The organism is Pseudomonas sp. FW305-E2 (assembly GCF_058782925.1).
The window spans coordinates 73,985-99,942 of record NZ_JBYSYE010000015.1 but is presented as its reverse complement, the minus strand read 5'-3'; the positions used below and the strand labels follow the sequence as shown (position 1 = coordinate 99,942).

24 protein-coding genes are annotated in these 25,958 nt (G+C 60.4%); all 24 read right to left on the bottom strand.

The annotated features are described in order from the left end of the window. Positions 1 to 42: 42 nt before the first annotated feature. The 24 genes from AC3WLP_RS14125 to AC3WLP_RS14010 all read right to left on the bottom strand — a co-directional run bounded on the left by AC3WLP_RS14125 (position 43) and on the right by AC3WLP_RS14010 (position 25,957). A complete protein-coding gene (locus AC3WLP_RS14125; RefSeq protein WP_088512181.1) occupies positions 43 to 8,706 on the bottom strand; it encodes a phage tail tip fiber protein in 8,664 nt (2,887 codons plus the stop codon). Next, entirely contained in the window at positions 8,703 to 9,101 is a 399-nt protein-coding gene (locus AC3WLP_RS14120) for a DUF6950 family protein (protein ID WP_076402816.1), read from the bottom strand. Before AC3WLP_RS14120 ends, AC3WLP_RS14125 begins: the two co-directional genes overlap by 4 nt. A 2-nt stretch (positions 9,102 to 9,103) precedes the next feature. Continuing rightward, on the bottom strand, positions 9,104 to 9,709 hold the full coding sequence (locus AC3WLP_RS14115) for a hypothetical protein (RefSeq protein ID WP_076402815.1): 606 nt from the start codon (positions 9,707 to 9,709) through the stop codon (positions 9,104 to 9,106). Continuing rightward, complete coding sequence (locus AC3WLP_RS14110) at positions 9,709 to 10,293, bottom strand: hypothetical protein (protein ID WP_088512182.1); 585 nt, start codon at positions 10,291 to 10,293, stop codon at positions 9,709 to 9,711. Before AC3WLP_RS14110 ends, AC3WLP_RS14115 begins: the two co-directional genes overlap by 1 nt. A gap of 46 nt (positions 10,294 to 10,339) precedes the next feature. Then, positions 10,340 to 13,555 carry a phage tail tape measure protein gene (locus AC3WLP_RS14105; protein ID WP_088512183.1) on the bottom strand — a complete coding sequence of 1,072 codons (3,216 nt, stop codon included), beginning with the start codon at positions 13,553 to 13,555 and terminating at the stop codon, positions 10,340 to 10,342. 73 nt (positions 13,556 to 13,628) lie between these two features. After that, positions 13,629 to 14,069 carry a hypothetical protein gene (locus AC3WLP_RS14100; RefSeq protein ID WP_088512184.1) on the bottom strand — a complete coding sequence of 147 codons (441 nt, stop codon included), beginning with the start codon at positions 14,067 to 14,069 and terminating at the stop codon, positions 13,629 to 13,631. 334 nt (positions 14,070 to 14,403) lie between these two features. Beyond that, positions 14,404 to 14,733, bottom strand: a complete 330-nt coding sequence (locus tag AC3WLP_RS14095; RefSeq protein ID WP_088512186.1) for a hypothetical protein — start codon at positions 14,731 to 14,733, stop codon at positions 14,404 to 14,406. A 12-nt stretch (positions 14,734 to 14,745) separates the two neighbouring features. Beyond that, positions 14,746 to 15,243: a hypothetical protein gene (locus AC3WLP_RS14090; RefSeq protein ID WP_088512187.1), complete on the bottom strand. Its 498-nt coding sequence runs from the start codon at positions 15,241 to 15,243 to the stop codon at positions 14,746 to 14,748. 55 nt (positions 15,244 to 15,298) lie between these two features. Next, positions 15,299 to 15,685: a DUF3168 domain-containing protein gene (locus AC3WLP_RS14085; protein ID WP_014591175.1), complete on the bottom strand. Its 387-nt coding sequence runs from the start codon at positions 15,683 to 15,685 to the stop codon at positions 15,299 to 15,301. Then, on the bottom strand, positions 15,678 to 16,178 hold the full coding sequence (locus AC3WLP_RS14080) for an HK97 gp10 family phage protein (RefSeq protein ID WP_088512188.1): 501 nt from the start codon (positions 16,176 to 16,178) through the stop codon (positions 15,678 to 15,680). The genes AC3WLP_RS14085 and AC3WLP_RS14080 overlap by 8 nt, the downstream gene beginning before the upstream one ends. A gap of 3 nt (positions 16,179 to 16,181) precedes the next feature. Next, positions 16,182 to 16,361: a hypothetical protein gene (locus AC3WLP_RS14075; RefSeq protein ID WP_088512189.1), complete on the bottom strand. Its 180-nt coding sequence runs from the start codon at positions 16,359 to 16,361 to the stop codon at positions 16,182 to 16,184. Between the two features lie 8 nt (positions 16,362 to 16,369). Further along, on the bottom strand, positions 16,370 to 16,696 hold the full coding sequence (locus AC3WLP_RS14070) for a phage head closure protein (protein ID WP_088512190.1): 327 nt from the start codon (positions 16,694 to 16,696) through the stop codon (positions 16,370 to 16,372). Continuing rightward, entirely contained in the window at positions 16,693 to 17,034 is a 342-nt protein-coding gene (locus AC3WLP_RS14065) for a head-tail connector protein (RefSeq protein ID WP_088512191.1), read from the bottom strand. Before AC3WLP_RS14065 ends, AC3WLP_RS14070 begins: the two co-directional genes overlap by 4 nt. Before the next feature lie 3 nt (positions 17,035 to 17,037). After that, positions 17,038 to 17,571 carry a hypothetical protein gene (locus AC3WLP_RS14060; RefSeq protein ID WP_158249200.1) on the bottom strand — a complete coding sequence of 178 codons (534 nt, stop codon included), beginning with the start codon at positions 17,569 to 17,571 and terminating at the stop codon, positions 17,038 to 17,040. A 47-nt stretch (positions 17,572 to 17,618) separates the two neighbouring features. Further along, positions 17,619 to 18,803 (bottom strand): phage major capsid protein, encoded by a 1,185-nt coding sequence (locus AC3WLP_RS14055; protein ID WP_076402804.1) that lies wholly within the window; start codon positions 18,801 to 18,803, stop codon positions 17,619 to 17,621. A gap of 2 nt (positions 18,804 to 18,805) precedes the next feature. Next, positions 18,806 to 19,663, bottom strand: a complete 858-nt coding sequence (locus AC3WLP_RS14050) for a head maturation protease, ClpP-related (RefSeq protein ID WP_088512192.1) — start codon at positions 19,661 to 19,663, stop codon at positions 18,806 to 18,808. A gap of 3 nt (positions 19,664 to 19,666) precedes the next feature. Continuing rightward, positions 19,667 to 20,977, bottom strand: a complete 1,311-nt coding sequence (locus AC3WLP_RS14045; RefSeq protein WP_088512193.1) for a phage portal protein — start codon at positions 20,975 to 20,977, stop codon at positions 19,667 to 19,669. Then, entirely contained in the window at positions 20,970 to 21,131 is a 162-nt protein-coding gene (locus tag AC3WLP_RS14040; protein ID WP_085983377.1) for a hypothetical protein, read from the bottom strand. Before AC3WLP_RS14040 ends, AC3WLP_RS14045 begins: the two co-directional genes overlap by 8 nt. Further along, complete coding sequence (locus AC3WLP_RS14035; protein WP_014591182.1) at positions 21,128 to 22,807, bottom strand: terminase large subunit; 1,680 nt, start codon at positions 22,805 to 22,807, stop codon at positions 21,128 to 21,130. The genes AC3WLP_RS14040 and AC3WLP_RS14035 overlap by 4 nt, the downstream gene beginning before the upstream one ends. A gap of 3 nt (positions 22,808 to 22,810) precedes the next feature. Continuing rightward, on the bottom strand, positions 22,811 to 23,287 hold the full coding sequence (locus AC3WLP_RS14030; protein ID WP_088512194.1) for a terminase small subunit: 477 nt from the start codon (positions 23,285 to 23,287) through the stop codon (positions 22,811 to 22,813). 159 nt (positions 23,288 to 23,446) lie between these two features. Continuing rightward, complete coding sequence (locus tag AC3WLP_RS14025) at positions 23,447 to 23,785, bottom strand: HNH endonuclease (RefSeq protein WP_088512195.1); 339 nt, start codon at positions 23,783 to 23,785, stop codon at positions 23,447 to 23,449. Next, entirely contained in the window at positions 23,785 to 24,105 is a 321-nt protein-coding gene (locus AC3WLP_RS14020) for a phage holin family protein (RefSeq protein WP_088512196.1), read from the bottom strand. Before AC3WLP_RS14020 ends, AC3WLP_RS14025 begins: the two co-directional genes overlap by 1 nt. Before the next feature lie 79 nt (positions 24,106 to 24,184). After that, positions 24,185 to 25,093 (bottom strand): hypothetical protein, encoded by a 909-nt coding sequence (locus tag AC3WLP_RS14015; protein WP_088512197.1) that lies wholly within the window; start codon positions 25,091 to 25,093, stop codon positions 24,185 to 24,187. 177 nt (positions 25,094 to 25,270) lie between these two features. Next, entirely contained in the window at positions 25,271 to 25,957 is a 687-nt protein-coding gene (locus tag AC3WLP_RS14010; protein WP_088512198.1) for a hypothetical protein, read from the bottom strand. Between the last annotated feature and the right edge of the window lies 1 nt (position 25,958).

Genomic DNA, 25,958 nt, shown 5'->3' with positions numbered 1-25,958 from the left:
CCCCGGACGCATCCCGCGTCCGGAGCCCGTACAGATCAGCCATTAGGTAAGCCTCCCCACCGCGGTACGCTCGGTGCCGTTGGCGTCGTAAACATACAACCCTCCGTTGTTCAGCAGCGTCGAACCGTTGGCGTCCTGCCCGCGGAGCGTGAACGTGCCGGCGGCGAAGTTGATTTCCAACAAAGGCAATCCCTGAGAGTTGAGGGCAGCAGAGCGAATGGTCATGCCTGCCACGATCTGCTGGATGAACGCAGTGTTGATGATCGCCTGGTTAATGAACACCTGTCCGTTCGATACCACGAACGGGAGCGTAATCTCGCCAGACGACTGATCCACAATCGCGAACCGCTGGGCATAGGCCAGGATTTCACTGGTCTCCCCATCGCTCCCCAGCGCCAAGCCAGCCATCACGCGGCGCCCACCAGAGACAGTTTCGGCCTTGATAGTGGTCATGGCCGAAACCCTGCCATCGACCCCCGCAATTGTTTCGCTCACCTGCTGCACAGAGGCGCTGACATCACCCACTTGCGACTGAACCGTGTCCACACGCTTGCCCATGGCAACGCCGTCCTCGATGCGGGCGGATTGCTCCGTCCAGACACCGACCAGGCTACCTGTCTCGCCCGCCAGCCCGGTGCTGTCGCCCTCCATTTCCGGGTTGACCTGCACATACAGCCCGTCCAGGCGGCTGGCCTGCGCGGTGATCGCCGTACCCTGCTGATTCACCGTGGTGTTCAGCTGGCTGATGGCGGTGGCCTGACCCGCGGCCTGGTACGTCGATGTGCCCGGGGCGAATGAGCTGGGCGTTACGCTGGCTCCAATCTGCTCCTCGAGCATGAAGCCATCCCACCAGGAATCCTGCGAACCTGCGCCAGGTGTGGTGAAGATCAACAGTTCCGCTCTGTCCACCAGCGCTGCCGGCGTCGTAAACGAAACCGAGATCCTGCCCCATTCCGTGGTCAGGGCCAGGTTGGCCAAATTCGCTTCGACCTGGGAGCCGGCCGCATTGACGTATCGGTGCCTTAGGCGCGCAGTGCGGGCGGCCGTCGCGCTCTGCGCCCACGCAGAGAAGATGTATTTGGTGCTGGGCTTCAGCCTCAGATTCAGCATCTCGTTGCTGGCATACAAGCAGAAGTAGCCATTGCCGTCAGTGGTCGAATCGGACACCTTCAGACGATGCGTGCCGTAGGCGGCACTGAACCCTTCAGCGGTTACGGTCGTCGTGTTGCGCCTCTGAATCGCCGGCAGCGTCTCGGTGAAGGACGAATACTCTGCAGGGATCAGGTTCGTACCAGCACCGCCAATACCTCCCACGGTGCTCTGCAGCTGGGTCACCGCCTGCCCCTGCGAACTCAGCGTGTTGCCCTGCTGGGTCACGGTTCCCTGCAGGCTCTGCAGTGCGCTGTTGTCTGCCTTGCCCGCTACGGCATTGTTCAACTGGGTGATGGCTGATCCCTGGCTGGAGACCGCGCCCTCAGTCACCGAAACACGGGCATCGACCGACTGCAGTGCGCTCGCCTGGGCATTGTCCTGACCGGCGCGCTTGCGAGCGATCGGCGACGACAGGAATACATCGGTGGCCTCCCCCACCGACACGCGGAAAGTCATCGCCATGCGCACGCAACCAGCCGGAACGGTGGCCTGCCCCGTCAGCTTCGTCCAGGTCTGTGCAACGTTCGTGAGGCGAACCCCGTCGCCTGCTGCAACCACCCAGTTGTGACCCACGCTTGTGCCATCTAGATCGTAGAACTGAATCCACAACCCGTGCTGACGCGCCACTGAACTGTAGGCATACAGCTCGAAGTCGTAGACCTCGCCAGCAGCGACCGAGATTTGGGAGGTCACCGCATTCTCGGGCGGACGGACGTTGAGGGCGCTCTGGAAGCCCAGGTAGTTGTTGCCGGTAGACGTTGCCACAGGCCACTTCACCACCCGGGGCGACGGCGCGCCAGCAGGCACCGAGGCATCATTGCGCGCCAGTACGCTGAAACCTGGCGAACCAGAGAACACCGGACCGTCCGCAAAGGTCGGGTTGAACAGCAGGTTCTCAGCCAAAACCACACCGACCGAAGCCTTGATGTTGGTGATCTCGCTGCCTTGCGCTGTGATGGTTGTGCCCTGTTGGGTGACTGTATTGCTCAGCGCCTGGACCGTTGACGCATCAGCCTTAGCAGCAACCTGACTCAACGCACTGGCTGCTGCGGTAGCAGCATCCGTTGCCACCTTGTCCGTCACCGCTACCCAAGCGCTACCGCTCCACCGCTTGGGTGTGTTGGCGTTGCCCGTGGTATCGATCCAGAGGTTTTGGGCCAGGCGGTCAGCCGTGGCCGGCGTAGCACTCTGGATGATCACCTTGCCCTTGCCGCCGGCCAGGTCCGAAGCCGCCTGCGCAGCCTGCTGCGCTGCGGTGACGTTCTGGTTGGTAGTAGAGAGACTGTTGGTGAGGTTCGTGATTGCCGAACCTTGGGAAGTCAACCCCGACTCGTTCTGGCTCACCCGGGAATCCAGCTGCTGAGTGGCAGATGCAAGCGCCGCCTCGCCAGCCCCCTGCCTGGCGATTTTCAAGTTCGCGATCCACATTTTGAAACCGACCACGGCAGGACCATCCGGCACGACGTACAACGAAATCTCAGTCGTCTGGGCTGGGACAGTTACTTGAACGGTAAGCTTCTGCCATCCACCATCAGCAGCTTTGTAGCCAAGGATTCGGACGTTACCACTGACGCTGGTGTTGCCGTCGATCCAGTACGTGATAGCGATCTTGCCTGCATTGGTCGTCGCGTTTTCGCAGAACATCTGGCATTCCACGTTAAGCACTTCCCCCGGCGTCGCGGCGGTGCGCACGCTGCCGTTGGTGAACACCAGCGCCTGACCGCCCCATCCAGATACATCCCGCAACTTGGACATACAAAGCAATCGATTGGCAGGTGCTGCCGCTGGTACACCCGCATCCGTCTTGCTGAAGTACTCCATCTTGAAGTCGGCGGTGCTGTTATTCAGCAGATCGCCGGCCGCATTGAAGTCGGGGTTACGCAACAGATTGTCCTGCGATGAGTTTCCAACCGATATCTGGATGTTGGTAATTGCCTGCCCCTGGGCGGTCACCGTCTGCCCCTGCTGCGAAACTGTGTTGCTCAGTTGTTGCACAGTCGAGGCATCGGCTTTCGTCGCCACTTGGGATAGTGCACTGGCGGCCGCCGAAGCTGCATCCGTGGCCACCTTGTCGGTAACCGCCACCCATGCAGTTCCGCTCCAGCGTTTCGGCGTGTTCGCGCTACCGGTTGTATCGATCCAGAGGTTCTGCGGCAGGCGGTCCACTACTGCCGGGGCCGTGGACTGATACATCACCTTACCCTTCCCGCCCGCAAGATCGGACGCCGCCTGTGCTGCTTGTTGGGCAGCAGTGACGTTCTGATTGGTCGTAGTCAGGCTGTTTTGCAGGCCAGTCAGCGCGATTCCTTGTGAGGTCAGGCCCGTTTCCGTCTGAACCACTCGGGCATCGAGCTGGTTGACCGAGTTGGCTAAGGCGCCGACCTGACCAGCACTGTTGCCAATGTTGAAGGTCGATGGAGTTGTGCCGGCCCCGACCTGCTCCTCGAGCATGATGCGGTCTATCAGCACCGCTATCCCATCCTTCGGGTTGGGCGACGCAGATATGCACACCACCATCCGATCAGCTACGAAAGCGGCGCTGGTCAGGTCAAACACCACGCTGTACCGACCCCACTGATCGGTAATGGCGACATCCTGCCCAGGTGCGAACCTAACAGCACCGTCGGCGGCAATAGTCCGTAGGCTGACCTGCATCTGCTTGGCCCCGGAAGTACTTTTGGCGTCCCAAGCCAGGATGTACTTCTTGTTCTTTAGGGCGATGTTTGCCCCCGAGTAGATATTGCTCGGCGCAAAGTACGTGGTGCCGGTACCGGAGCTCTGAAGCAGGCGCAGGACATAGCCGTTGAACCCGTGCGCATCAGCCTCAACCGCGGCCGACTGCCCTCCACCCATCACCAGAGCAGGAACTGCCGGACCAAACACAGCGTATTCGGCCGGCACTAGGTTGGCACCATTGCCCGCAATGTCGCCCACCGCTGCCTGCACATTAGTTAGCGCGGTTCCCTGCGCCTCGATCTTGCCTTCAGCGCTGGTTACCCGGGTACCCAAGTTGTTCACCGCAGTTGCATCGGCCTTGGTCTGAGCCACGGCCAGAGCATTAGCGGCCGCAGCCGCCGCATCCGTGGCAACTTTGTCCGTTACCGCTACCCAGGCAGACCCACTCCAGCGCTTAGGCGTGTTGGCGCCGCCTGTGGTGTCGATCCACAGGTTTTGCGCGAGGCGGTCAGGTACCGCAGGGGTAGCCGTTTGCACGATCACCTTGCCCTTGCTGCCCGCCAGGTCGGATGCTGCCTGGGCAGCCTGCTGCGCGGCGGTGACGTTTTGGTTCGTAGTCGTCAGGCTGCTCTGCAGGGAGATAATCGACGAGCTCTGCGAGGTCAGGCCGGCCTCGGTCTGCGCGACCCGCGCATCCAGAGACTGCGTAGCAGACGCCAGCGCATTAGTCTGGGCGGCACGCTTGCGTACGGCCGGGGCGGCCATGTAAGCAACCAAGGCGTCGCCGGTAGACATGCGAACCGTCATCGCCATGCGCACGGCGCCGGCCGGGACCGTCACCATACCCGTCAGCTTCACCCACTGACCTGCGGTGGTGGCAATGTTGAGGCCATCCCCTCCCTGCTGGACCCAGCCATGGGTAACGGAGGCCCCGTCCAATGCGTAATACTGCGCCCACAGGCCGAACTGCCTCACCTTCTCGCTGTGCAGTACCAGTTCGAAGTCGTAAACCTCGCCGGCCGCCACAGCGATCTGGGTCGCGTTGGAGCTCTCAGGAGGCCTGACGTTGAGGGCAGACGTAAATCCAACATAGGTGTTCCCCGTACTGGCGGGCACGTCCCACTTCACCACGCGCGCTGTGGGAGCCAGTGCCGGCACGCTGGAATCGTTTCGGTTCAGCACCAGGATGCCGGGCTGAGCGTTGACGCCGTTGCTACTGGAGAAAGATGGGTCCGACAGCAGGTTCTCACCGGAGATGTTCCCGATGCTGGCCTGAATGTTCGTGAGGGCCTGGCCTTGGGCGGTGATCGTGCTGCCTTGCTGGGTCACCGTGTTGGACAGCTCGGTCACTGTCGAGGCGTCGGCCTTGGTCTGCGCCAGCGCGCTTGCTGCAGCAGCGGCAGCCGCCGCATCAGTGGCCACTTTATCGGTCACAGCCACCCAGGCACTACCGTTCCAGCGTTTCGGAGTGTTGGCGTTGCCGGTGGTGTCGATCCAGAGGTTCTGGGCCGCGCGATCAGCAACCGCCGGTGTTGTTGCTTGGAACAGCACCTTGCCCTTACCGCCGGCCAGGTCGGAAGCAAATTGGGCTGCCTGCTGAGCTGCAGTGACGTTCTGGTTGGTGGTGGTCAAGCTGTTGTTGAGGCCAGTGAGTGCCTGGCCTTGCGACGTGATGGTGTTGCCCTGCTGAGTCACGGTCGTGAACAGCGAATCAACAGCCGAGGCATCGGCTTTGGTTTGCGCGACCGACAATGCATTGGCCGCGGCGGCTGCCGCATCGGTCGCCACCTTGTCCGTCACCGCCACCCAGGCACTACCAGTCCACCGCTTGGGTGTGTTGGCGTTGCCTGTGGTATCGATCCAGAGGTTCTGCGCCAGTCGATCAGCGGCAGCCGGGGCAGCAGATTGCACGATCACTTTGCCCTTCCCGCCCGCCAGGGTGGACGCATCCTGCGCAGCCTGCTGGGCGGCCGACACGTTCTGGTTGGTCGTGACCAAGCTGTTCTGCAGGCCGGTCATAGCCTGGCCCTGCGAGGTAATTACCCCCTCAGCATCAGTGACCCGGGTCGACAGGTTGTTGACCACCGAAGCATCGGCTTTGGTCTGCGCCACAGTCAGTGCATTCGCTGCTGCAGCGGCTGCATCCGTCGCGACCTTGTCGGTGACCGCCACCCAAGCGCTGCCACTCCAGCGTTTCGGCGTGTTGGCGTTGCTGGTGGTATCGATCCAGAGGTTCTGCGCCAAGCGGTCAGCAACAGCAGGCGCTGCAGCCTGGACAATGACCTTGCCCTTGCCGCCCGCGAGGGTCGCCGCATCCTGCGCCGCTTGCTGAGCCGCCGTGACGTTCTGGTTGGTGGTGGTCAGGCTGGACTGCAAGCCGGTGAGCTGGGTGGCTTGCGAAGTGGTGGTGCCCTCCAGGTTGGTAACCTTGGTCTCCACGGTCTGCACGCGGGCGGCAAGCCCGTTCGCCGACTGCACAACCTGGCCGACATCAGTCCAATAGCTGGTATTCGGCGGCGCGGTGTTTTTCGGTACCGCCTTCGACGCCTGGTAGAGCTTGCCATCGGTCCCCAGCACAGTCTGGCCAGACGTGTAGGTTTTGTCGGCGTTGTACGGCAGCGACTTGGCGATCTGGCTGACGCTGTCGATTTGGCCCTGCAGGTCTTGCGTGGCTTCGTCGAGGTCCTGTTGCACCTGCCGGGCTGCCTCGGCCACCTGGTCGATCGCTTGCTGAGCCTGTTGAGTAGCGGTGTCGAGGTTGGATTGAACCTGCGTGACCGCCTCGCCCAGTTGGTCGGTGATCTCGATGACCTGCTCGTCCAACTCTTCCAGGCGGCTGTTGACCGACCCCGGAAGGTCGGGCGGCCCGGAGATCAAGGCGATTTCTTCCCGCAAAGCCGGGGCGAGCTGGCCGTTATCGATTTTGTCCTTCAACGCATCGAGCATGTTGTCCACGCTCGTCGACGTGGAGGCGACCACCTTTAGGAATGCACTCACACCGTATGCGTTCTTCGAGCGCACGAAATAGGCGTAGTTAGTGGCGAACGCCAGCCCTGTATGGGTCAGGGTCAGGCCTTGCCCCAGATACTCGCCTTGCGTTGCCTGAGGGGTGGTCGAGAAGAAGTACTCGTAGGTGCCGCCGTTCAAGCCATGCAGCGCGTTGCCAGGGATCAGCGTGATGGTGTCGATGGTGGCCTGAACCACGCACGACTCCGGAATCGGCGGTCCGTCAATGCCCACGGCAATGCTGGCTTCACCGGAGCGGGTCAGCGGGCCGACGGCGGCAACGCTCATCGTATAGCTGCCAGACGGCAGACCAGAAAGAGGCAGCTGCAAGGTAGTGGCCGGCACCTGCTGAGCCTGAACCGCAGTCGCTCCCTGCCGCACAGTAATGGCGTAACCGGTAACCACGCCATTGGGTGCCAGCCACGACAGGGTACCCTGAACCACTTCAGCGTTGTCCTGGGTGGACCAGGTTAGCCCGGTTGGGCTGCCCAGGCCGCCTGTTGGCAGGCTGATGAAGCCGATAGGGTTGTATGGCTGCCCCACGGCATCGTCAAAGATCGCCGGCTCGTTCTGCGAGACCGACACGGTGCAGCCGCTGTCAGCACTCATGGACCAGTCGGTGACAATGAACTCGCCAACCATGTTCAGCGAAGGCAGGTTGACCTTCACCGATCGGCCCGGCCGGCAGTTGTAACCTGCGAAGTTCATGGGAATCGACAAGGTTCCACCAGCCCGGCGGCGACGCAGCTCGATGTTGGCCAGGCGCTGGGCCTGATAAGGGTCGCTGACATAGGAAAACGACAGGGTCTCTGCCGCCTCGCCACCGTCAGCAATCACCCACTCGCTGATCGACACTTCGGGGTAGTCCGTCTCGGCCCAAGCCTGCGACGGATCAATGAAGGTGCCGCGCACGGTGTTGAGTGCCGAATCGTTGGACGGCTCAGAGCTGCCTGTAACAGTGCCGGTGACCATGTCTTCGGTGATCTCGAAGTCATACGGGCCATAATAGGCCCCGACTTGAAGCATCCAGCGGCCACCGACACGGATCAGTTTGCCACCGCAAGCAGCCTCGAGCTTCTGCATGACCTGAGTGCGCGACTCATCCGCGCCGATCACGCAGCCAGAGCGGTACCGCGGGGCGGTGCTGCCATCCGGGTTAGCCACCATCTCGTCGCAAACGCTGGCACTGTTGGCAAAGCTGGCGAACACGATCTCGTCGTCCGGCACACCGCAGCGGTTCCGCAGGAACCAGAGGATGTGCAGTGCGGTGTTCTCGCTATAGCCGGCGCTGCCAATCCTGGGGTCGTAGATGTCCCGGCGACCGCGGATCACGAAGCGCACATCCGGGATGCCGGACGGGTACTTCTCGGCGCTGTACTTGAACGACACGCGCACGAACGACAGCCCTCGGCCGATCTGGGTATCTCGCCAATCCGGGCTGTTGGCTTTGAGGAAGGCGTTCACCTGGGTCGGGTTGGTGACCAGCTCGTAGGAAGCATGGCCCCCATAGGCCGCGATCACTTCCTCCCCCAGGAAAATGTCTTCCAGCCCGTCGATCTCCCCCTCGGACAGGACATAGACCATGTGCAACCATTCGCCATCGGTCTGGTCGCCGGCCTGCTCCTGCCCCCAAGCCAGCACGCCGCCGGTGCTCACGCGGCCCAACACAAACCGGGCAGCTGCCTTCGACGAGCGCAGGGTCTGGCTGGATGGTTCACTGGCACGCAGCGAGCCGGTATCAAGCTTGTCCTGCTGCGACGACACGTAGAAGGCCAAGGCCGCACCGGCCGCAGCTCCCCATGGCCCACCCTGAACGAAGCCGATCACCGCACCGACAGCGATCTGGGCAACCTTGCTGACTGCTGAACTCATTCAACTCTCCACACCGTCAACGGCTCACACTCGATACGGCAGACTCCTTCGGGAGACACCGACCAGAACTCATCAGCCCAGAACACCGCCACACCCCGGCCGTTTGGCCCGTCGTACAGGGCGATATCGCCCCGCTGCAGCAGGCCTGGCGGAATGCGGGCGAAGCAGGCGTCCCAGGCTCCCTCCAGCGAGCCGTGCAGCTTCTTCAACAAGCGCTTGGCCCCGGCCTCGGACGAGTAGCAGCCGCGGTAGGCTTCGGCGGGGTCCACACCGCACACAGCCAGGGCGCAGTCAGCGGCAAACAGGCAGCAGTCAAATTCGCCCCATGAAAAAGGCCGCTCGATGGCGGCCTTGATCGTATTGGCAAGCTGTGTCGTCCAATCGCGCTTTCGCATGGCTATGTCTCGTAGGTGAACTTCGGCGCGTCCTTGGAGGCGCCCCAGTAAATGGGCCAGTCCGCGATCTGGGCGATCGCGAAGAAGAAACGGTCATCCTGCCGGCGCGCGCGGTGGTTCTCGTCGGTCCAGCGCTCGGTACCAGTTCGGTTCCATTCGGCCATCCGGTCGATCAGAGGAACCGTGATGCTGTTGCCTGCCTCGCCATTGCCGGCGTAGGAGAACTTGGCGGCATCCATACGTCCGCTGAACAGGATGTCGGCGGCGTAGGTGCCATCCTCGTCGAACACAACGAACATCAGCTTGCCGTTGCGGCCTCGGCAGCCCTTCAGTGAGGTTTCGGTAATGATTTGGGTATCCAGGCCGTTGAGCGTCAGGTCAACGGACATCGGCGATCCCGAGTTGCTGCTTTCCTGCGACTGGCCTACTGCACCGAAGCTGCCTACACCCTGATAGGTGATGCCGTCGATCACCAGGTCGCCGGTACCGGTGTGCGCAAAGACCATCCCATCAGGGAAGTCCAGCTGGCAGGCATAGACCGCCATGAAGTTACCTTTGGCGATGATGTCGACAACGGTTTGGCTGAAAGGAAACACGCCACTGGCCATCAGAATGCCTCCCGAAATTGTAGGGTAGAGTTCGACACCACCGGCTTGGCGGTCCACTCGTTGGTGTCATCCATGCGGCGCATTTCGCAATAGGGATTCTTGTATTCGACTGCGCTGCCGGCGGCTATCAGCTTGCGGATTCGCTTGTTCACCGAAACCACGGCCTTTCCGGCAGCGTCAGAAGTGGCATTTTCCACTATCTCGAACATCTCGCCCCTGATCGTGATGAGATCGCCCCGACTGAAAACTTTCCTGCTGGCCAGCAGGCCCTGCAACTGCATGCTACTTGCTTGCGCATTCGCTACCGCAACGGTCGGCGCGCCAATGTTGTCGGATCGCGTGCGAGTGAGGTATGGAATGTTCACCGTGCCGAACATGCCGTGCAGGCGGCCCAGAAGCGAAGTTAGCTCGCGCTCATCCTCTTCATACAGGAAGCCGAAGGTCATGGTGCATTTCCAGTAGGAGCCAGGCTGAGCCACGATCTGCTGGGCATTCGACAGCGAGGAAGTGAACCCTCGGTTGTTGTAGACGACGCCCCAGGTGACCTCAGTGGGCTCCAGGTCCTCGGGCCATTCCTCCGCCATTGGTCACTCCAAAAAAAGAACGCCCGCCGAAGCGAGCCAAGCATAGTTACCGCCGCTGCAGCATCTGCCGCCCGGCGCCATTGGTCTTGAAGTCACGCAGCATGAGCTCGTAGCCATCGCGGGCGCCCTGCTCTGCCGCGCGTCTAACATCGGCGATAGTTGCGGCATTGGCCTGCCCCCCTACCTGGATGTGCTGGGTGATACCGCCAAAGCTGATGGACGACTCTCCGCCTCCGCCGCTGGCACCAGCAGCCATGACGCCGAGGGAGCCATCAGGGCCACGGTGCAAGGGCAGAATCGCCTCCGGCCCGGCCTCAGCGAAGACACCAGCGCCCTTGGCAAAGGCGAACATTTGCGGGCTATCGTAAACCCCACCGGAATAGGCCGACAGGCTGGGCGAGTCGTAGACCCCACCCTTGGCATTCGGGATGACTTCACTGAAGCCGGTCGTGCCTTGGCCAAGTGTCTGGGTACCGCCACCAAGGAAACCGAACGCCGAGCTGAGAAAGCCGGCAGCCGCCTGGCGTACCTGGATGCGAATCAAATCCTCAATCACCGAGTCGGCGAAGTCCTTGAACTGGAACTTGCCGGTTTTCACGAATTGGGTGATGCCATCTTCCAGGTTGCCGAAGGCATTGGAGAACAACTCCTGCGTCTGGCCAGCTACGTCAGAAGCGCTATCAAGATAGTTCTCCAAGGCAGCTGATGCGCCATTGTTCCAGCCAGACTGGGCCGCATCGATCTTGACGAAGGTGTCCTCTTGGACCTGTACAAGCTTGGCCCCGTACTCTTGCCTCAAGGCAATCTGTTTCTCAAGCTCCTGGCGCTGTTTCTCGGAGCTGGCTGTAGCCAGCTCGTCTCGCAGGGCCAGGATCTTGCTGTTGTTTTCCTGCTCGAGGGCCAGGCGCGACTGAGCACGGCCGGCCCGCTTATCGCCCATACCTATCGCTGCAGCTGCGGCATCGCCCTGTTGCTGGGCAAGCGCCAACTGGCGCTCCAGATCGGCCTGGTACTTCATGGCCCGCGACAGGCCGGTCGAGGCCTGCACGGCATTATTGAATTGTTCGGCAAGTGCGCCGATAGCCTTACCGTACTCCCCGGTCGTGATCTTCTTCTGCGCCAGCAGCAAGTCGAGACTCTTGGTCTGCTTCTGAAAATCATCGGACGCTGCGCCGACCGGGTCGTAGGCTTTCTTCAGCTGCTGGTATGCGGTTTCCGCCTCTTTGAGCTGCTGGGTGAGCTTGGTCTGCGCCGAGGTAGCATCCTTGGTTTCCTGCTTGGCCCCTTGGTTCGCCTTCTTCTGCGCCTCGATCGCGCTCGCCGCCGACAGGATTGCCTGTCGGTCGGTTTCGGTGAGATCGGTATGCTCCGCAAGATATCTATTGGCACTTTTGGTAGCGTCGCCATTGTCTTGCAGGCCGGCAAGCTGTTTCTGCAGCGTGTCTAGATAAGTCTGCCCCGCGGTAGTCATGCCGGTCTTGGCGGCATTGTTGGCCGTCGTGGCGGCTGTGTTGCGATCCGTCTCGCCAGTTAACTCGGCGAGCCTGGTCTTCAGGCTCTGCAGCTCACTACTTAGGTCGGAGGCTTTGATCTGCCCCGTTTCGATGGCCTGGGCCATCGCTTCGGTTACGCCGGGAACTCTACGCACCTGGTCGGCGACTGCTTTCCAGTCCACAACCGCGCCCTTGGCGAAATCGTTCGCCGCGTCGCGCACTAGGTCGAGCGCTTTTTGAGCCTCCGTAGGCATTGGCACCAGACCAGTCATCAGGCCGTCGACACCAGCTGCTCCGACACCACGCAGATCATTCTCGAAGCGATCGGCAATCGAGCCCGACACCTGAGACAGTTGACTCTGCGTATCTTCGATCTTGCCCTGAAGCTCGCGCAGCGCCACAGCCTGGGTCGCGCTGTTCAGCTTGTTGAAGCGATCGACCAGCTTGTCGAGGGGGTCACTCAGGTCGCCGAGCTTCTTTTCGAGGGAGTCCGAGTTGTCCCGCAACAGCAGGAAACTGGCGGCAGCTGTACCGGCAAGCACGGCAAGACCCGCTGGGCCTCCCAGTGCAGCAAGGAAACCGCCGCGGATAGTTGTTTGAGCCAAGCTAGCCTGAGCAATGGCTAGGGCCTCAGTTGAGGCAGTGAGCGCCGCCTGCCTTGGGATTAGCTGCGTCTGGACTAAGGTCAAACGCTGCAGGCCTGTAGCCGCAGCCACAGAAGCCTCAGCTTGCTGCAGTTGCGCTTGAGCGAAAAGCCTTTGAGCGTCAGCAGCGATTACTGCTGCTTCTGCACTCCTAACCGCAGCGGCCCTCTGAACCAACAGCGCTTTCACAGCGACGTAGGCTTTTGCAGCATATGTGGTAAGAGCTGCGGCGCCTGCACCTCCCATCGCTACCGCTACCAAGTCAACATTGTCCGCCAGCAGTACCAAGAACTTAGATACCCCAGCGACAGCGCCGATTTGCTCCTCCAGTTTACCCAGGAAGGTGCCGGTGGCGTTGCTGATGTTGTTCAAGGCATCTTGAACACTGGTAGACATGTCCGCCGCTGCTTTGCGATTTACCTCAACATTTTTCAGCAGGCCGATATTAATGTCATCTAGAGCGAGCTTGCCCTCGCTGCCCAGCTTGCGCACCTCGTCGGTGCTCTTTCCTGTCGCGCTAGCAATTGCGGCAACCACTGTCGGCATCGCCGCCTGGATAGAAATCCAGCCATCCGCATCCACTTTCCCTGTCGCTAGCGCTTTGGAGTAAGCATCTAGGGCCGAGCTAGCCTTATCCGCAGAAGCGGCGTTGGTGACCAAGAGAAAGCTGAAGCTGTCCGTAATGTCGAGCGTCTGTTGGGTGTTGAAGCCCAGGGTGCGCATCACATCTGCCGTGCGGATGTAGAGCTCTTGGGCTTCGGCAAGTGGCCGGTACGTCTCTTGGGCAGTCTGCATCAGGTGCTCTTGCACCAATTGATATTCATCCGCACTCCCTGCGGCCGCCCTCAACCGATCAGACATCTGCCCATAGGCATCAACCTGCTTGATGATTCCACCAATTAAGCCCGCCCCGGCAACCGCGGCAAATGCGCCGCGCATGATCGCCCCTGCGCTCTGGGCTGCCGTCCCTGCTCGGTCAAAAGCTGAATCAACAGTGGCCAGGTTGCGATCAATCGCCTGACTGGTCTTTGATACCAATTGATCTGCGTTTGCCAGCTCTCGCCGCAATTGCGCAGTGGTAGCCTCGATCTGAACGAGCATACCTTGGACTTGTTGATCAGCCATGGCTTCCCCAAAAACAAAACCCGCCGAAGCGGGTTCAAGATCAGTCTTCAGCAGGCCTGAGCTCAGGAGCTGATTATTTGGTGTATCTGTACGGCGAAGGGGCTGAAAGCATAGGCGATGGCTTGTCCCACATATCGCGGTAACCCCGGACCTGATACGAATAGCCAGGCTTGAGATCCAGCAAAAGTCCGACCTGGCCGCCGCCAGCGCACCTGGCATTGTTCTTAATGCTCAGCTGCATTGGCCCAGGCGCATGGAACAACTTAACGGTACGACCTTGGCTAGTCTCCGCTGCCAGTATTCCGTCCAGGTAGATGGACATACCTGCACCAAAACAGCTCATGGCTCCGGCATCCTGGGTAAACACGATCCTGGCGTCATCCAGGCTTCGCTGCTTGCCGAATGCATGGACGTCCGAAAGGGGCACTTCCTTCGCCTGATCCGGGTCAACCGCTGTGGTTTCGCAACCCGCGACCATCAATGCCACTAAGCCTATGCCTGCTGCTTTTCGCATGTTTCACCCTCCCTGAAATAGGGTGGCAATCTAACACCGTGGGAAAATACCAAAAAGGCGTCGAGGCCAATGAATCCATAAACGCCTCACCGATTCCGCCCAGTCAGCGCCTGGCGAAGCTTGTCGGCAACTGTCGTCGGCCTTGGTTTCTCGCCTCCACCGGACTTGGTGCCGCCCCCAAATGGGTTCGTCATCTGCGCCCACTCAATCCTGGCATCCATGGCCATGAACAGCTCAGGGAGTGGGGTAGACCACGCCACATCCGGCGCCCAGCCCATCCAGCCAGTAGCTATCCCATACAGCCGGTCGACGTAGCTGCCCTCCTCGACAGCGCTTACGCCGTTCCGGCTTGGTCTTTTCCCGGGTCACCGCCTCGCGGATTGTATAGCGCGCCGAGATACTTGGTGACTGGCGGTGTCAGCCCAGCCACGCCTTCCTGCCAGACCTTTTCGGGCAGCGTTTCGGCAGCCTTCCCATCCATGCCAGCGCCAGCGGCGATGATGAATGCCACCACATCTACACCTACTGCATGCAGGGCTGCGGATGCCCCGCGCAGGCCGCCGAAGCGACTTTCGATAGCACGAACTGCCTTTAGGGTTGGCTGGAGAGTGAACTCTTCATCGCCCAGCTTGACGGTCACGGTACCGTGCAGAGTTTTGCTCACAGAAGCCCCCTATCAGGCAACGGCGGCGGCCGGGATTTCCAGCACGTCGGAGTTGATGCCCATGGTGATGTTGCGGCGTACCACATTGTCAGCGGCGCCTGGTGCAACGGTGTTGTTCATCACCTTGACGCGCATGTAGAAGGTGGTCGGGTTGATCACAGGGGTAGCGGTCGGATCACCGTCGTTCAGGGTAATCTTGACGTTGTAATCGCCCTTGCTGCGGTCCTTGTGAGCAGTCTTCACTGCGCGCTGGCCAGCATCACCGCTATCCAAGCCGACAGTAACGGTCAGGTCGCCAGCATCAGCGGTACCCTTGTACTTGCGCACGCGCCCGTCTTTCAGCGAAGTGAAATTCACGTTGCTGAAGGTGTCACCGAACTCGCCCAGGTCCTCGATCTCGCCCACTTCGACGTAGGTATCGGCCTTGTATTCGGTTTCCGTATCTGCGCCGGTCTTGCCACCGATGAAGAGGCGGCAGCCAGCAGCTGTATTTAGGTTGTCTTCGGCCATGGGGAGTCCTCCAAAGGCACATTGGATAAAAGCCGCGGAGCGGCCGTTGGGTGGTTCAGTGGGTGGTGATCACGCGGACGGTGATCGAACCCTGGTAGGTGATGCCGTCGGCATCGCGCTGGGCGTCGGCCTGCTCAACCCGGACGGAAACCGCGCGGCCAACCTCCAACGGCAGCCGGCGCTCGTCCAAAGCGGCGATGACTTCGCCGTTGATGCGCTTGACCTCCGCCTGGCCCACGGCATCGGACCAGACTGATAGGTACAGCAGGCGCGTTTCGCGCTTTCGGCCCGAGATTGGGCTGCTGTTTACCGAGACCTCTCGGTCAATGGAGACGTACGGCATGTCCGCGTTCAGAGGGGCGCCGTCATAGATCGGACAACTAACCTCGGCCTGAAGCCTGGCAAAGATAGCCTCCTGCAGGGCCAGTGATGGATCAGCCATTGCCTACCCCCTGGCTTGCCTTGCGCAACGTGCGGCGAACGGCCGCTTCGACGTCTGCCATCACGTACTCACGGTTGACCTGCATCGACGGTCGAAGCCACGGGTGCGCGGGCCTGGCTGGGATGTCAGGGTACTTGCCGAAAAAATGCGTGCCGTCACTTTTGTTGGTGGCCTTGCGGTTACGATTCCCTGCGCGCTTCCCGCCTAGGTAGCCCTTGGTGCCGTACTCGATGAAGCGCAGGTAGTAGAACTTCCTGTTGGCGCGCTTGCCACGGATGCCGATCTGGGCGTCCAGGCCACTCGGCGAAACGTACACCGTCAACGCTGCTGCTGCTGCCCCGGTGTCCTTGGGCATGAGCTGCCGCTGCGTCTCAAGGATCCGGTTTGCCGCCTCCAGCATCGCTGGCTGAAGTTCGTTGTCCATCGTCTTATGAATATTGCGCAGCGTTCGGCGCAGCCGGATATCGCCGCGAATGCTGGACCGGCGCGCCATAGCCTACTCCTTGACCTGGACGGCCTTCGCGGGCTTTTCGGTTGCGGCCGGCTGATCTTTGATTTCCACCGCGTAGCCACGGGCGATCAGGCCCTCGCCATATTCCTTCTTCACGTCAAAGATTTCGCCCTTCTCGCGCTCGCCAGACGCACCGGTCAGCGGGCCCAATGCTTGGATTTTCATGATTGACCTCATGGGTTGGGTACCGATGAGCACAGTAGCCGCATCAGTGTGTTCTCATTGTCAGGCAATACAGCCTCGACCCTGTAAGTGACCCCGCGCCGGGTGACTCGCCAGCCGGCAGCAATGTCGGCGCGCGGCCTGGCGATGATCTCGGCAGATACGACGGCCTCAAGCTTTTCAGCAATAGGCGCTACCCGACCACTGGGCGTCCGTATTTCTCCCCACATTTCGGGGCGAGCTGCGGGCAGCCAGGTCACCGTGGCGCCCCCGGACTTGTTGCGCTCCTCGTGCGGGAACGTCACCTGAAAACGGTGACGTAGCGGACCGGCTCTCATACGCCCCACCCAATACGATGAGGGGTCAGGAGCGCCACCGAGCCTTTCGGCAACTCGGTGGCAATGGTCCCGATCACAACGTCCTCACGGTTCGCGTACAGGTGGCCGAGGATCAGCAAACAGGCAGCGTTGATCTGCTTGTTGCTGACCATGGGAGAGTCGCCAGCCTCGCCGGAAGCGATTGCCTCATCCAGCGCCTGCTGATCGGCATAAAAGCGGCGGTTCAGATAGTCCATCGCCTGCCCTTCCGCCGCCTCGATCAGGAGCTCCAGGTATTCGTCAGCATCGTCGGGGTCCCGGAGATGATGCCGAGCGATGGACATGCTGATAACCGACATCATCTACTCCTTCAGCGGCTCAAGTGATGCCAATTTCCGCTGCACCAGATCCTCAGCATGGCGGCGGGCTACCGTGTACGCTGGACCGCCGCGACGGCGAAGCTCGCCTTCATCCATGTACGACCGCAGCGGATAAATCTGAAGAGTCGCTGGATTGAGGTTTGCCGCGACCTGATCGCCTTCGGCCAACGGATCAGTATCGAGGCCGCTATCAGTCAAGTCTGAAGCTACTTGGCTCGCGCCTTCGGATGCCGCGGCGCCACTAACGGAGACATCAGCACCGGCACCCTGGTCGGGCTCAATTACATCCACTCCAGAGCCCGCGGTTGCTTGTCCTTCTCGTGTCACTTGGCCTGAGCCTTCCGCTGAACCTAAAGCAGCTGCAGGAGCCCCCGCCTCACCTTGTTCTGGCGCGAGTGCAGCGTTAGGTGATGGAGAAGAGCCGGAGCCTTCAGTCCGGCCGGTGCTGAATTCAGTGGCCTCGGCAGGGACTTTCGCCTCAACCGGGGTAGCGGGTGTTTCCTGTTTACGTGCCATCGGAGTACTCCAATAGGGCGCCATTGCTGACGCCACATTACGAAGAGTTAAGGCGTGCCGGTCAGCTGGCCGGTCACAAAGGCCTCTTCGCGGTAAATGGCGAAGGCCAGACGCTCTTCAGCACGGATCGTCGCCATGTTCTTCTCGAAGTCGTCGCTGTTCTCGGTCGAGATCAGCACTTCGATTTCCATCCGGTCGAAGATCTGCGCGCCGAGCTTGAACGCGCCGACGAGGAAGTCGTCTTGGGTCATGGCCTGGGTAGAAACCACAGGGCGATTCCAGAGTTTCGGGTTGGTGCCTTCCTGAGGCTGGCCGATGATGTAGCGGCCTTCCCCGTCCTTGGTCAGCTCAATGGCCGCCCAGTCGATCGGGTTGAGCACGATGCCGTCGGATGGGAACTCGGCCAGTTCGGCCTGCAGCAGCGCCAGGCGCAGGCGATCAATGCGCTGCTCGCCCACCACAGCTACGCCAGCCGGGGCGGCGTACAGTTGCGCAACGGTCATGAGGCCCTGCAGGTTCACGCCAGTGCCGTTGCCGTAAAGCAACTGAGCTTCTTCCGCCATGTTGAGGCCGTACCGTGCCCGACCGTCGATATAGCTCTGCAGGGCTTTGGCATCGTCCAGCATCTGCCGGCTGGCTTTGAACAAATGGGCGATGGTCCGCACATTCGCAGTGGCCAAGCCAAAGGTCAGGTCGGAGTATGGCTTGGCCGTGGTCTCCGCCACGGTACGGGCGTTGTTGGTGAAGCCGGTTTCACGGACGTACTCAATAGAGTTCGATTCGGTGGTGCCCGGCGCGACCAGGTCGCGGACGGTCAGTCGGCGTTGCGGCGGAGCAATGATCCCCGGCAAGCGCTGAGTCTCTACTAGGTCGCCGCCAGTTGCGGTGGTGATAGCAGCCCGCGGTACAGAGACACGACGAGAGCCGCGGAAGGACGAATTCATGTCCTTCATTTCTTCGCTTTCGATCACGAGCGCGCCAACCGACTTCTGCGGTTCTTCTTGATGATTGCGATCGCGACTGGCGTTCACGAGCTTCTGCTCGGCCTCGCCCAGGCGTGCCTGAAGCTCGCCCTGCTTGGTCAGAAGTTCATCGACCTTGGCGCGGGTTTCGATATTCATTTCACCGGAGGCCTTGATCTGCTTCTCGGTGGCCTCGGCCTGGCTTTTGATCTGATCGCCAATGCCCTTGAGGCTGGCGTTGAGTTCCTTGACTTGGGCTTCAAAGTCCATGGTCACTTTCCTTTCAGAGAATTGAGGATGTTGGTTGCCGCGCTCAGAGAGGCGGAGAGGTCTGGCGCGACAGCGCGAGGCTTATCGGGCGGGGCAGCGTTATGCGTACCCCTGCCGGCAGCGCGAGGCATGCCGGACTTGAAATTGGCGAACAGTTCGCGACGCTCTGAGCGAGTCATGCCACCTTTGGCCAGGGCTACATCCATGGCCTTGAGTGCATTGGCCTGGGCGGCATCTTCGGTTTCTCGCTCGGTTACCTCGGTGGACGACAACAGCCCGGTGGCCAAGCCAAGCTCCACGGCACGCTTGCCACGGATATAGGTTTCGTCGTCCATCAGTTCGGCCATGTCCTCCGCCGATTGCCCGCTGGTCTCGGCATAGAGGTCGGCCATCGCGGCGTCGAACTCCTCCATGTCGTTGGCGATGTCGCGCAAGTAGTTGCGATTTCCGGCAAGCCAGGTCCAGCAGTTGTGGATCATGAGGAAGGCACTGCTGGCCACCTCTCGCTTCTTGCCAGCCAGAAAAACGATCGAGGCAGCGCTGGCCGCCATGCCGAGCACCTTGGTGGTGACCTCATGACTGTGCTCTTGGAGGCGGTTGTATATGGCGATGCCTTCGAACATGTCGCCGCCCGGCGAGTTGATGTAAACGGTCACGTCGCGCTCGCCGATGGCCCGCAAGGCGGCATCGATTCGTTTCAGCGTGACGCCCTCGCCATACCAGTCTTCACCAATCACGCCGTACACCGTGATGGTGTCCGAAGTGTTTTCAACGGCCGCCTGGATCGCGGGATTCCATTTGTCGAGCGCGCGCGGGCTCATCTCGCTGCGCAGGCCGCGAGACTGGATCTTGTGTTTCATGGATTACTCCCGTGATTTGCTTTCCGGCTCTTGCAGCCAGTTCATCAGTGCGGCCCGGGCGGCCTGCCCATCGTTTTGCTTGCCCAGTTGGTCCAGCGGCACCAGGTTCGATTGCACGGTCAGCACATCGCCACCAGGCATGCTTGGAAGGTTCTCTTTCCGCCGCCCCTCGTTTCGAGTCAGGTAGCCGTTCTGCCCCATCGTGCTGAGATAGGCCGCACGGCCTGCGCTATCTGCACGCAGGAATGCTTCAAGCGAGTACTCGGCATAGAACTTGATCCGGTCAACGGCCGTCATGCACCACTTGTTCACACACTGCTCAATTGGCGCCGTGAAGGACATGATGCAGTAGGTGAGAAACGCGATCTGCTGCTGCTCCAGTCCTGTGCCCCAGTTGCTTCCCTTATCGGTCTTCATCACCATCCAGGGAGGGACACCGAACCATCGACAGATCTCCTCGATACTGTGCCCTCTCGACTCCAGCAGTTGCGCATCGGCGGGGTTGATACCAATCATCTCCGGCTTCACACCCTGCTCAAGCACAGGGCTCTTGCCTGCATTCAACGCCCCGGAGATCGTCTTCACGTACTCACGGAACTCGACGCGCTGCGCCGGGTTCAGCGTCTTGTCGACCGAGAATGCGACCGTGGGCATCATGCCGTTGCGGAAAGTGCTGTTGGCGGCATCGTCTGCCGACATTGCCGAACCGAACACATCCGCACCGTACCGAATAGCAGAAAGGCCAACTCGCCCATCCAGGGTAAAGGCCGGGATGTGCAGCATGTCCTGCCGCTGGATCTCTCGCCTCGCCCCCTTTCGGGGCCTGAAGAAATACCTCAGCCGGCCATCATCGTCGAACTCAAGATCGACCCTCGATGGCATCAGGAAATCCAGGGCAATCACACGCCCGGCTGACCGGTGGATCTCGCAATAAGCGTTGCCCCATAAAAGCATCGAGGCGACGACAGCCTGCCAGAAATGGAACGCAGCCATGTCTTCATTGGGACTGGTGTGCACCACATCGTAGAGCGGGAAGTCTCGCGCACTCTCGCGACTGCCATCTGGCATGCGCCGGTATATGCTCAACGGCAAGCCTGCTACCGAGGTCGAGATGATCCGAACGCATGCCCACACGGTAGAAAGGCGCATGGCCTTATCGACGCTGACTGACTTACCACTACTGGACTGGGCGCCGTTGAAGGCACTCCAGAAACCTCCATCCGACAGCTTGATGGTTTTGCCCAGCCATTCACTCATACTGGCTGAAGGCTTGGTGGCAGCAGCCCCCAATGCCTGGGATAGGGTTTTAATCACTGACAAGCCCTCTGCGGATGAAGCCGGCGATGCAGAAGAAACTCAGCGATCCCGCCAGCAAAGCCCAGCCGGTACCAGCCAGCATCCAGACCCCGCCGCATGCTAAGCAGAAAGCGATCACTGCGCAGGCGATGAAAATATGAAATGCGTTCATGCGATCAGTGGATCCCGAATGCCTGCCATAAAGTTATCCATTCCGCCCCTGCCCTCTGGATTCAGGCTCAGCAGCGAAACAGCGTTGAAAGTTGCCATCAACGGGTCAATCTTTGCGGTTCCCGATGCTTGCTTGGTGATCAAGAAGGCGTTGGCTGAAGGCACGCCCTTGGCATTTCCGCAGGACCAGGCCATGAGCGGCTGACCACAATGGAGCAGCGTGCCCTCGGCAAGCTTGCGTTCCGTGGTTTTGATTGCACCGGTGAGCTTCCAACCTTGCGAGATGCCCACGATCTTGTCTTCCTCAACGCCAGCATCCGCAAGCGCGTCGAGTACTGCCCCGATGCCAGCCGGGTCGAGGCCAACTTTGTCGAGTAGGCCGGTGTCATTGACGCGGGCAACGATGGCCGCAAACTGCTCAACGTCATCACCGATGCGCTCCACAATGGTGATGTCGCCTGCCTTTTCTAGGTCCCTCAACCGTGGCGCTTCTGACTTGCGGCGCTCCAGAACCGAAGGGTGCGCCCAGGCGTGAGCCCAGTGGAACCACCTGCGGGTTCCAGCCTCCCGGCCCATCACAGCAAGACCTAGCAGGTCATCAAGCCCACCGCCGTCCCCGCCCACATCAATGACCTCGCACCGCGTGAGAATTTCATCGAGGTTTAGCCACGTTGCTCCTTGCGGCTCCCAAAACTCTGCCCCGACCCAAGCATCGGACATCAGCGCAAGGCCGATCTCGATGTTGAGGTGCTTGGCCAGGAAGCCGCGCAATTCAGCCTCGCCGTCCAGCTCAGCCTGCATAAACAGGCGCTCAAGCGTAGGTCGGTCGACGGAGTAGTCGATGTTCGGATTGACCAGGTGGAAGTTCTCAGGCTTCCGCGCCTCGCCGCTCTTGATCATCTCTTGAGAGAACTCATAGATGATCGGCAGGAAGCGGTTGTCGTCGATCCGACCATCACGCACGCCGCGTGCGTAGTTGAGCTTGGAGCGGAACACGCCAGCCGGCGGCTCGTTCGACTGGGTCGTCAACCAGATGATGAAGCCCTCAGGTCGCGACAGCAGACCACCAGTGGCCTCGCGGATCATGTCAGCGGCTTTGGGGTTCTTGCCGAACAGCCAGGCCTCATCGATCAGGACGCCGACCGCCTTCTTGCCGCCAACCACGTCGCTATCCGCAGCCACCACTTTCAAGGTGGCGCCGGTCTCGCGATGGGTGATCAGCCGCAGGTGCGGCTGGACATGCAACAGCGCTTTCAGCTCGTCGTCATTGTTGACCATGTCCTTGGCCGGGATGAACGAGTTGTCGGCAATCTCCTTGGTCGGCGCCAAAATGATGAACTCAGCCGAAAGCCGCCAGTTGCGGATCAGCGCCGTCAGCATGATCCCGGCAGCAATCGTGGATTTGCTGTTCTTTTTGGGGATGCAGAGCATCACCTCCCGAATTAGGCGCTCGCCGGTCTCGCTGTTGTAGCTTCCGAAGATGGCCCCGGCGAACGCCAGGACCCACGGTGCACAGGCGGCCTCAATGGTGGGACTGCCCGGGGCATCAACGATCTTCAGCCCCTTGAACACCTCAAGGCCGGCTTCTGCTTCGTCTGGAAACAGCGGATCAGGAATGATTGATTCGCCCGCAGCCAGGCACCTCCACCAGTCCGGGCAGGCTGTTGTCCATTGCATAGATCAATTCTTCACTACGGAGAGGGGCGGCTTGCCTTGGGAGTACTTGCCTTTGGCGACCTGTTTCGCGGCCTCGGCCTTCTGCTCTTTCTTGCCCTGGTCCGCGACCTTGCCGTGCGAATACGGCATAAGGGTTTTTGCCGCTTCCAAGCGCAGGCGCATGTCGGCGCCTTCCGCATTCATGAGCTCAGTAAGGAAGGCTCGCGGGTCGTCGGTCTCGGTTAACGACAGCTCGCCGGTCTGTAGGTCTTGGGGCTGTTCATCTTTAACTTTTCGGGAGGGTTTAACCTCGGTGCTGGAAGCCTGCTTTTGTTTCAACCGGCGCCCGACTTCTGCGAGGACATCGGGGTCCTTCGCAAGCTTGGAGCCCGCTTGCGACGCGGTCTTCTCGGAATATCCGGCGGCGATCGCCGATTCGCGATTTGAGGCCCCCGACAACAAAGCGTCAACAAACCGCCGCTTCTTGTCGGTTAAAGCCATGGTTAACTTTTCCTGAAACGGGAAAAAATGTGTACGTGGGGTCGGTGGCGGTCTAGCTAGATGAGAATCCCAAGCTTTTGCCCCCCCCTACCCCTTTCGCGGAACGTCACTGGCGTGCCTCTTGATCGCCGCATTGAGTTTCGGCGATCCGCTGACGTGTCAGCCACCCAGGCCAGCCGCCTCCTCGGCCTGCTTGACGGAGTCGTGGCAAGGCTTGCAGAGGCTCTGCCAGTTGGTCTGATCCCAGAAGAGAACCATGTCTCCACGGTGAGCAACGATGTGGTCGACAACCCTGGCCGCAGTTGTGCGGCCGTTCCGCTCGCAGTAGACGCATAGCGGGTTGTCATTGAGGTACTGCTCCCGCGCCTTCTGCCACTTGTAGTCGTAACCACGCTGGGAGCTGGTCATTCCGCTACGCCAGCTGCCGGGCGTCACCGCCTTGATCCTTGAGCCTGTGCTCTCCTTGATGCGAGAACCGAGTGTCTTGAGCCTGGCCATCAGCCGTCGACCTTCCGTTCCGCCCAGCGCCTGCCAAGCTGGCGAGCCTGCTCAACGCCAAGCACGCCGACAAAGCCAGCGGTGGCGAACGACCAAGCGATGCTGAGGCCGAACTCCTTCACGGTCAGACCGACCACCATCACGATCAACGCGCCAAGAGTGGCCTCAATCAGCTGCCGGACTGGGCGAGTTTCTTGGCCATCGTATTGAATACGCAACCAGGTCAGGGCGAATGTCAGGCCCATCGCCAGGCCGTTCTCTCTTAGGGCTGTTAGTACAAGCACCCAGAAGGATGGGTCTTTCTCTGGCATATGGGCCATCTCGGTTCCTCCCGTTGCGGGGAGCACAAATGAAAAAGCCCTGACAATTGCCAGGGCTTGTTGGTGAAACTAGGTACCGCTAGTAAATTTTCTGAATCTCGACGCCCTTCGGCACTAAAGTCCCTTGGCTGAAGTCTTGGCTGTAGGTGACCAGCACGTCAGCTACGATCTCGGACTCAGTTTTAGCTTTAGCGGTATCGGCATCATCAGCAAAAGTCATCCGGAGCCTTTTCTCAGCAGATATGGTCGGTAGCACGACCCACCAGCCGGTGTCTTCCTTGTCGCGATCAAGCGCCCTGATTGAGACGGGAACCCGCTCGTAAGCCAGCACCTGGTCCTTAACTTTGAAATCCGGAGCCTGCGGAGTGTCACGCGCCATTTCGACGGAAACGTTCAACTCCGCGCCCTTGTCACCCGCGTATAGGGTTCCGCCGTTCTCAGTACCGGCTGGGGCAATGAAGTTCATGGCAGCAGCAACTGCTTTTTTCTTGTCTTTGGACAAAGCCGCGTCGATCGCTTTCTTCAGCTGGTCTTCCGACACAGAAAGGGCGTCGGCGCCGATGTTAATGATCGTATTGTTGTTGGCTTGGATCGATGGAGTATTACCACCAGTGAAGCTGTCGTAGGCCGCAACCGCTCCTACAGCCACCATGGTCAAGGCGGCCGCTACCACACCAGCACAAGCCACATACCGCAGCCCCGTCCCCATCTTCGTCCCCTGAAGCCATACCTTGAATTTTTCCTTCTCTGCCTCTGTCAGGAACATCAAGAGGCATTCGAAGTTTTCTTTGAGGCTACCTGTCTCAATCCGCTCGACCTTAAGCTCGACACCGTCGATTTTCGCGCCGCTGAGCTCAGTGAAGAATCTTGGTAACGATTTCGCCAGCTTATCTAGGCCATCAAGGGACTTGATGATTTCAGGGATAGGTACAGGCGTCTTGGTATCAAAGTAGAACGCGAGCGGTAAAGAGACAACGATATCGTTCACAGCAGACTCCTTTCTCAGTGCGAAAGGACTCTACATTTCCAGACATCATTTTGCTATCAGCTTGACCACGAAAAAGCCCAGCACTATGGCTGGGCTTCTCGGGTCAGTCCTCAACGTGCGCAGGAATGACAGGATGGAGATAATTTCGCTCAGTCGCTCACTGATGTCAACAGGCAATCATGCAGCCTCTTTATTCAGCAGACCTTCGGCCTCCAATATCACCCGAACCTCTGCCAGCGCGTCGTCGATCATCCCGTCGAGCTTCTCGTTAATCTCAAGCCTCCAGCGACGGCGCGTCGACTCCGGCGTGGCATCGAGATCCCAGGTATTCATGTCATAGAAGCTGTCCGGCAGGATGATCACATCCTCTTCGAGCGCTTCGACACGCTTCTTGGCTGCCTTGCCGGCAGCCACGGCAGCAACCACAGTGACTGCAACACGCCAAGCCGATGCGTCCAGCGGGATCTCGACCGAGACAGGCTGCGGCGCTTTCCGGCGTGTGCCCTTGAGCTTTGGGATGGCCCAGGCTGTCACTGCCTTGTAGATGAACAGTGCCGGTGCCGGGCTCGCGATCAGTGGTCGGATCAGCGTGATCGCCTGCACCTTTTTCGCCTTATTGGTGCTGTATTTTGCTACCAGGGCATCCCAGTGCCGCCCCTTGAGCATGTGATGCAAGCGCGCCGACAGCCAGTAATCGACCTGGGTGCGATCGATGCCGTCCGACCGCCCACCCAGTGAGGCCAAGCACCCACCCTCCTCTTCAGCCGATTTGTACAGCTTCTGCCAAGCCTGGGCCTTCGCCGAACCCTTCTCGCCCGCCGCCAGAGCGGCAACGACTGCACCCGAAACACTGCTGTAAACCATG

Bases quoted from the DNA above. Each gene is read 5' to 3' on its own strand.
- AC3WLP_RS14125 (WP_088512181.1), bottom strand. From the start codon at position 8,706: ATGAGTTCAGCAGTCAGCAAGGTTGCCCAGATCGCTGTCGGTGCGGTG.
- AC3WLP_RS14120 (WP_076402816.1), bottom strand. From the start codon at position 9,101: ATGCGAAAGCGCGATTGGACGACACAGCTTGCCAATACGATCAAGGCC.
- AC3WLP_RS14115 (WP_076402815.1), bottom strand. From the start codon at position 9,709: ATGGCCAGTGGCGTGTTTCCTTTCAGCCAAACCGTTGTCGACATCATC.
- AC3WLP_RS14110 (WP_088512182.1), bottom strand. From the start codon at position 10,293: ATGGCGGAGGAATGGCCCGAGGACCTGGAGCCCACTGAGGTCACCTGG.
- AC3WLP_RS14105 (WP_088512183.1), bottom strand. From the start codon at position 13,555: ATGGCTGATCAACAAGTCCAAGGTATGCTCGTTCAGATCGAGGCTACC.
- AC3WLP_RS14100 (WP_088512184.1), bottom strand. From the start codon at position 14,069: ATGCGAAAAGCAGCAGGCATAGGCTTAGTGGCATTGATGGTCGCGGGT.
- AC3WLP_RS14090 (WP_088512187.1), bottom strand. From the start codon at position 15,243: ATGGCCGAAGACAACCTAAATACAGCTGCTGGCTGCCGCCTCTTCATC.
- AC3WLP_RS14085 (WP_014591175.1), bottom strand. From the start codon at position 15,685: ATGGCTGATCCATCACTGGCCCTGCAGGAGGCTATCTTTGCCAGGCTT.
- AC3WLP_RS14080 (WP_088512188.1), bottom strand. From the start codon at position 16,178: ATGGCGCGCCGGTCCAGCATTCGCGGCGATATCCGGCTGCGCCGAACG.
- AC3WLP_RS14075 (WP_088512189.1), bottom strand. From the start codon at position 16,361: ATGAAAATCCAAGCATTGGGCCCGCTGACCGGTGCGTCTGGCGAGCGC.
- AC3WLP_RS14070 (WP_088512190.1), bottom strand. From the start codon at position 16,696: ATGAGAGCCGGTCCGCTACGTCACCGTTTTCAGGTGACGTTCCCGCAC.
- AC3WLP_RS14065 (WP_088512191.1), bottom strand. From the start codon at position 17,034: ATGTCGGTTATCAGCATGTCCATCGCTCGGCATCATCTCCGGGACCCC.
- AC3WLP_RS14060 (WP_158249200.1), bottom strand. From the start codon at position 17,571: ATGGCACGTAAACAGGAAACACCCGCTACCCCGGTTGAGGCGAAAGTC.
- AC3WLP_RS14055 (WP_076402804.1), bottom strand. From the start codon at position 18,803: ATGGACTTTGAAGCCCAAGTCAAGGAACTCAACGCCAGCCTCAAGGGC.
- AC3WLP_RS14050 (WP_088512192.1), bottom strand. From the start codon at position 19,663: ATGAAACACAAGATCCAGTCTCGCGGCCTGCGCAGCGAGATGAGCCCG.
- AC3WLP_RS14040 (WP_085983377.1), bottom strand. From the start codon at position 21,131: ATGAACGCATTTCATATTTTCATCGCCTGCGCAGTGATCGCTTTCTGC.
- AC3WLP_RS14035 (WP_014591182.1), bottom strand. From the start codon at position 22,807: ATGCAATGGACAACAGCCTGCCCGGACTGGTGGAGGTGCCTGGCTGCG.
- AC3WLP_RS14030 (WP_088512194.1), bottom strand. From the start codon at position 23,287: ATGGCTTTAACCGACAAGAAGCGGCGGTTTGTTGACGCTTTGTTGTCG.
- AC3WLP_RS14025 (WP_088512195.1), bottom strand. From the start codon at position 23,785: ATGGCCAGGCTCAAGACACTCGGTTCTCGCATCAAGGAGAGCACAGGC.
- AC3WLP_RS14020 (WP_088512196.1), bottom strand. From the start codon at position 24,105: ATGGCCCATATGCCAGAGAAAGACCCATCCTTCTGGGTGCTTGTACTA.
- AC3WLP_RS14010 (WP_088512198.1), bottom strand. From the start codon at position 25,957: ATGGTTTACAGCAGTGTTTCGGGTGCAGTCGTTGCCGCTCTGGCGGCG.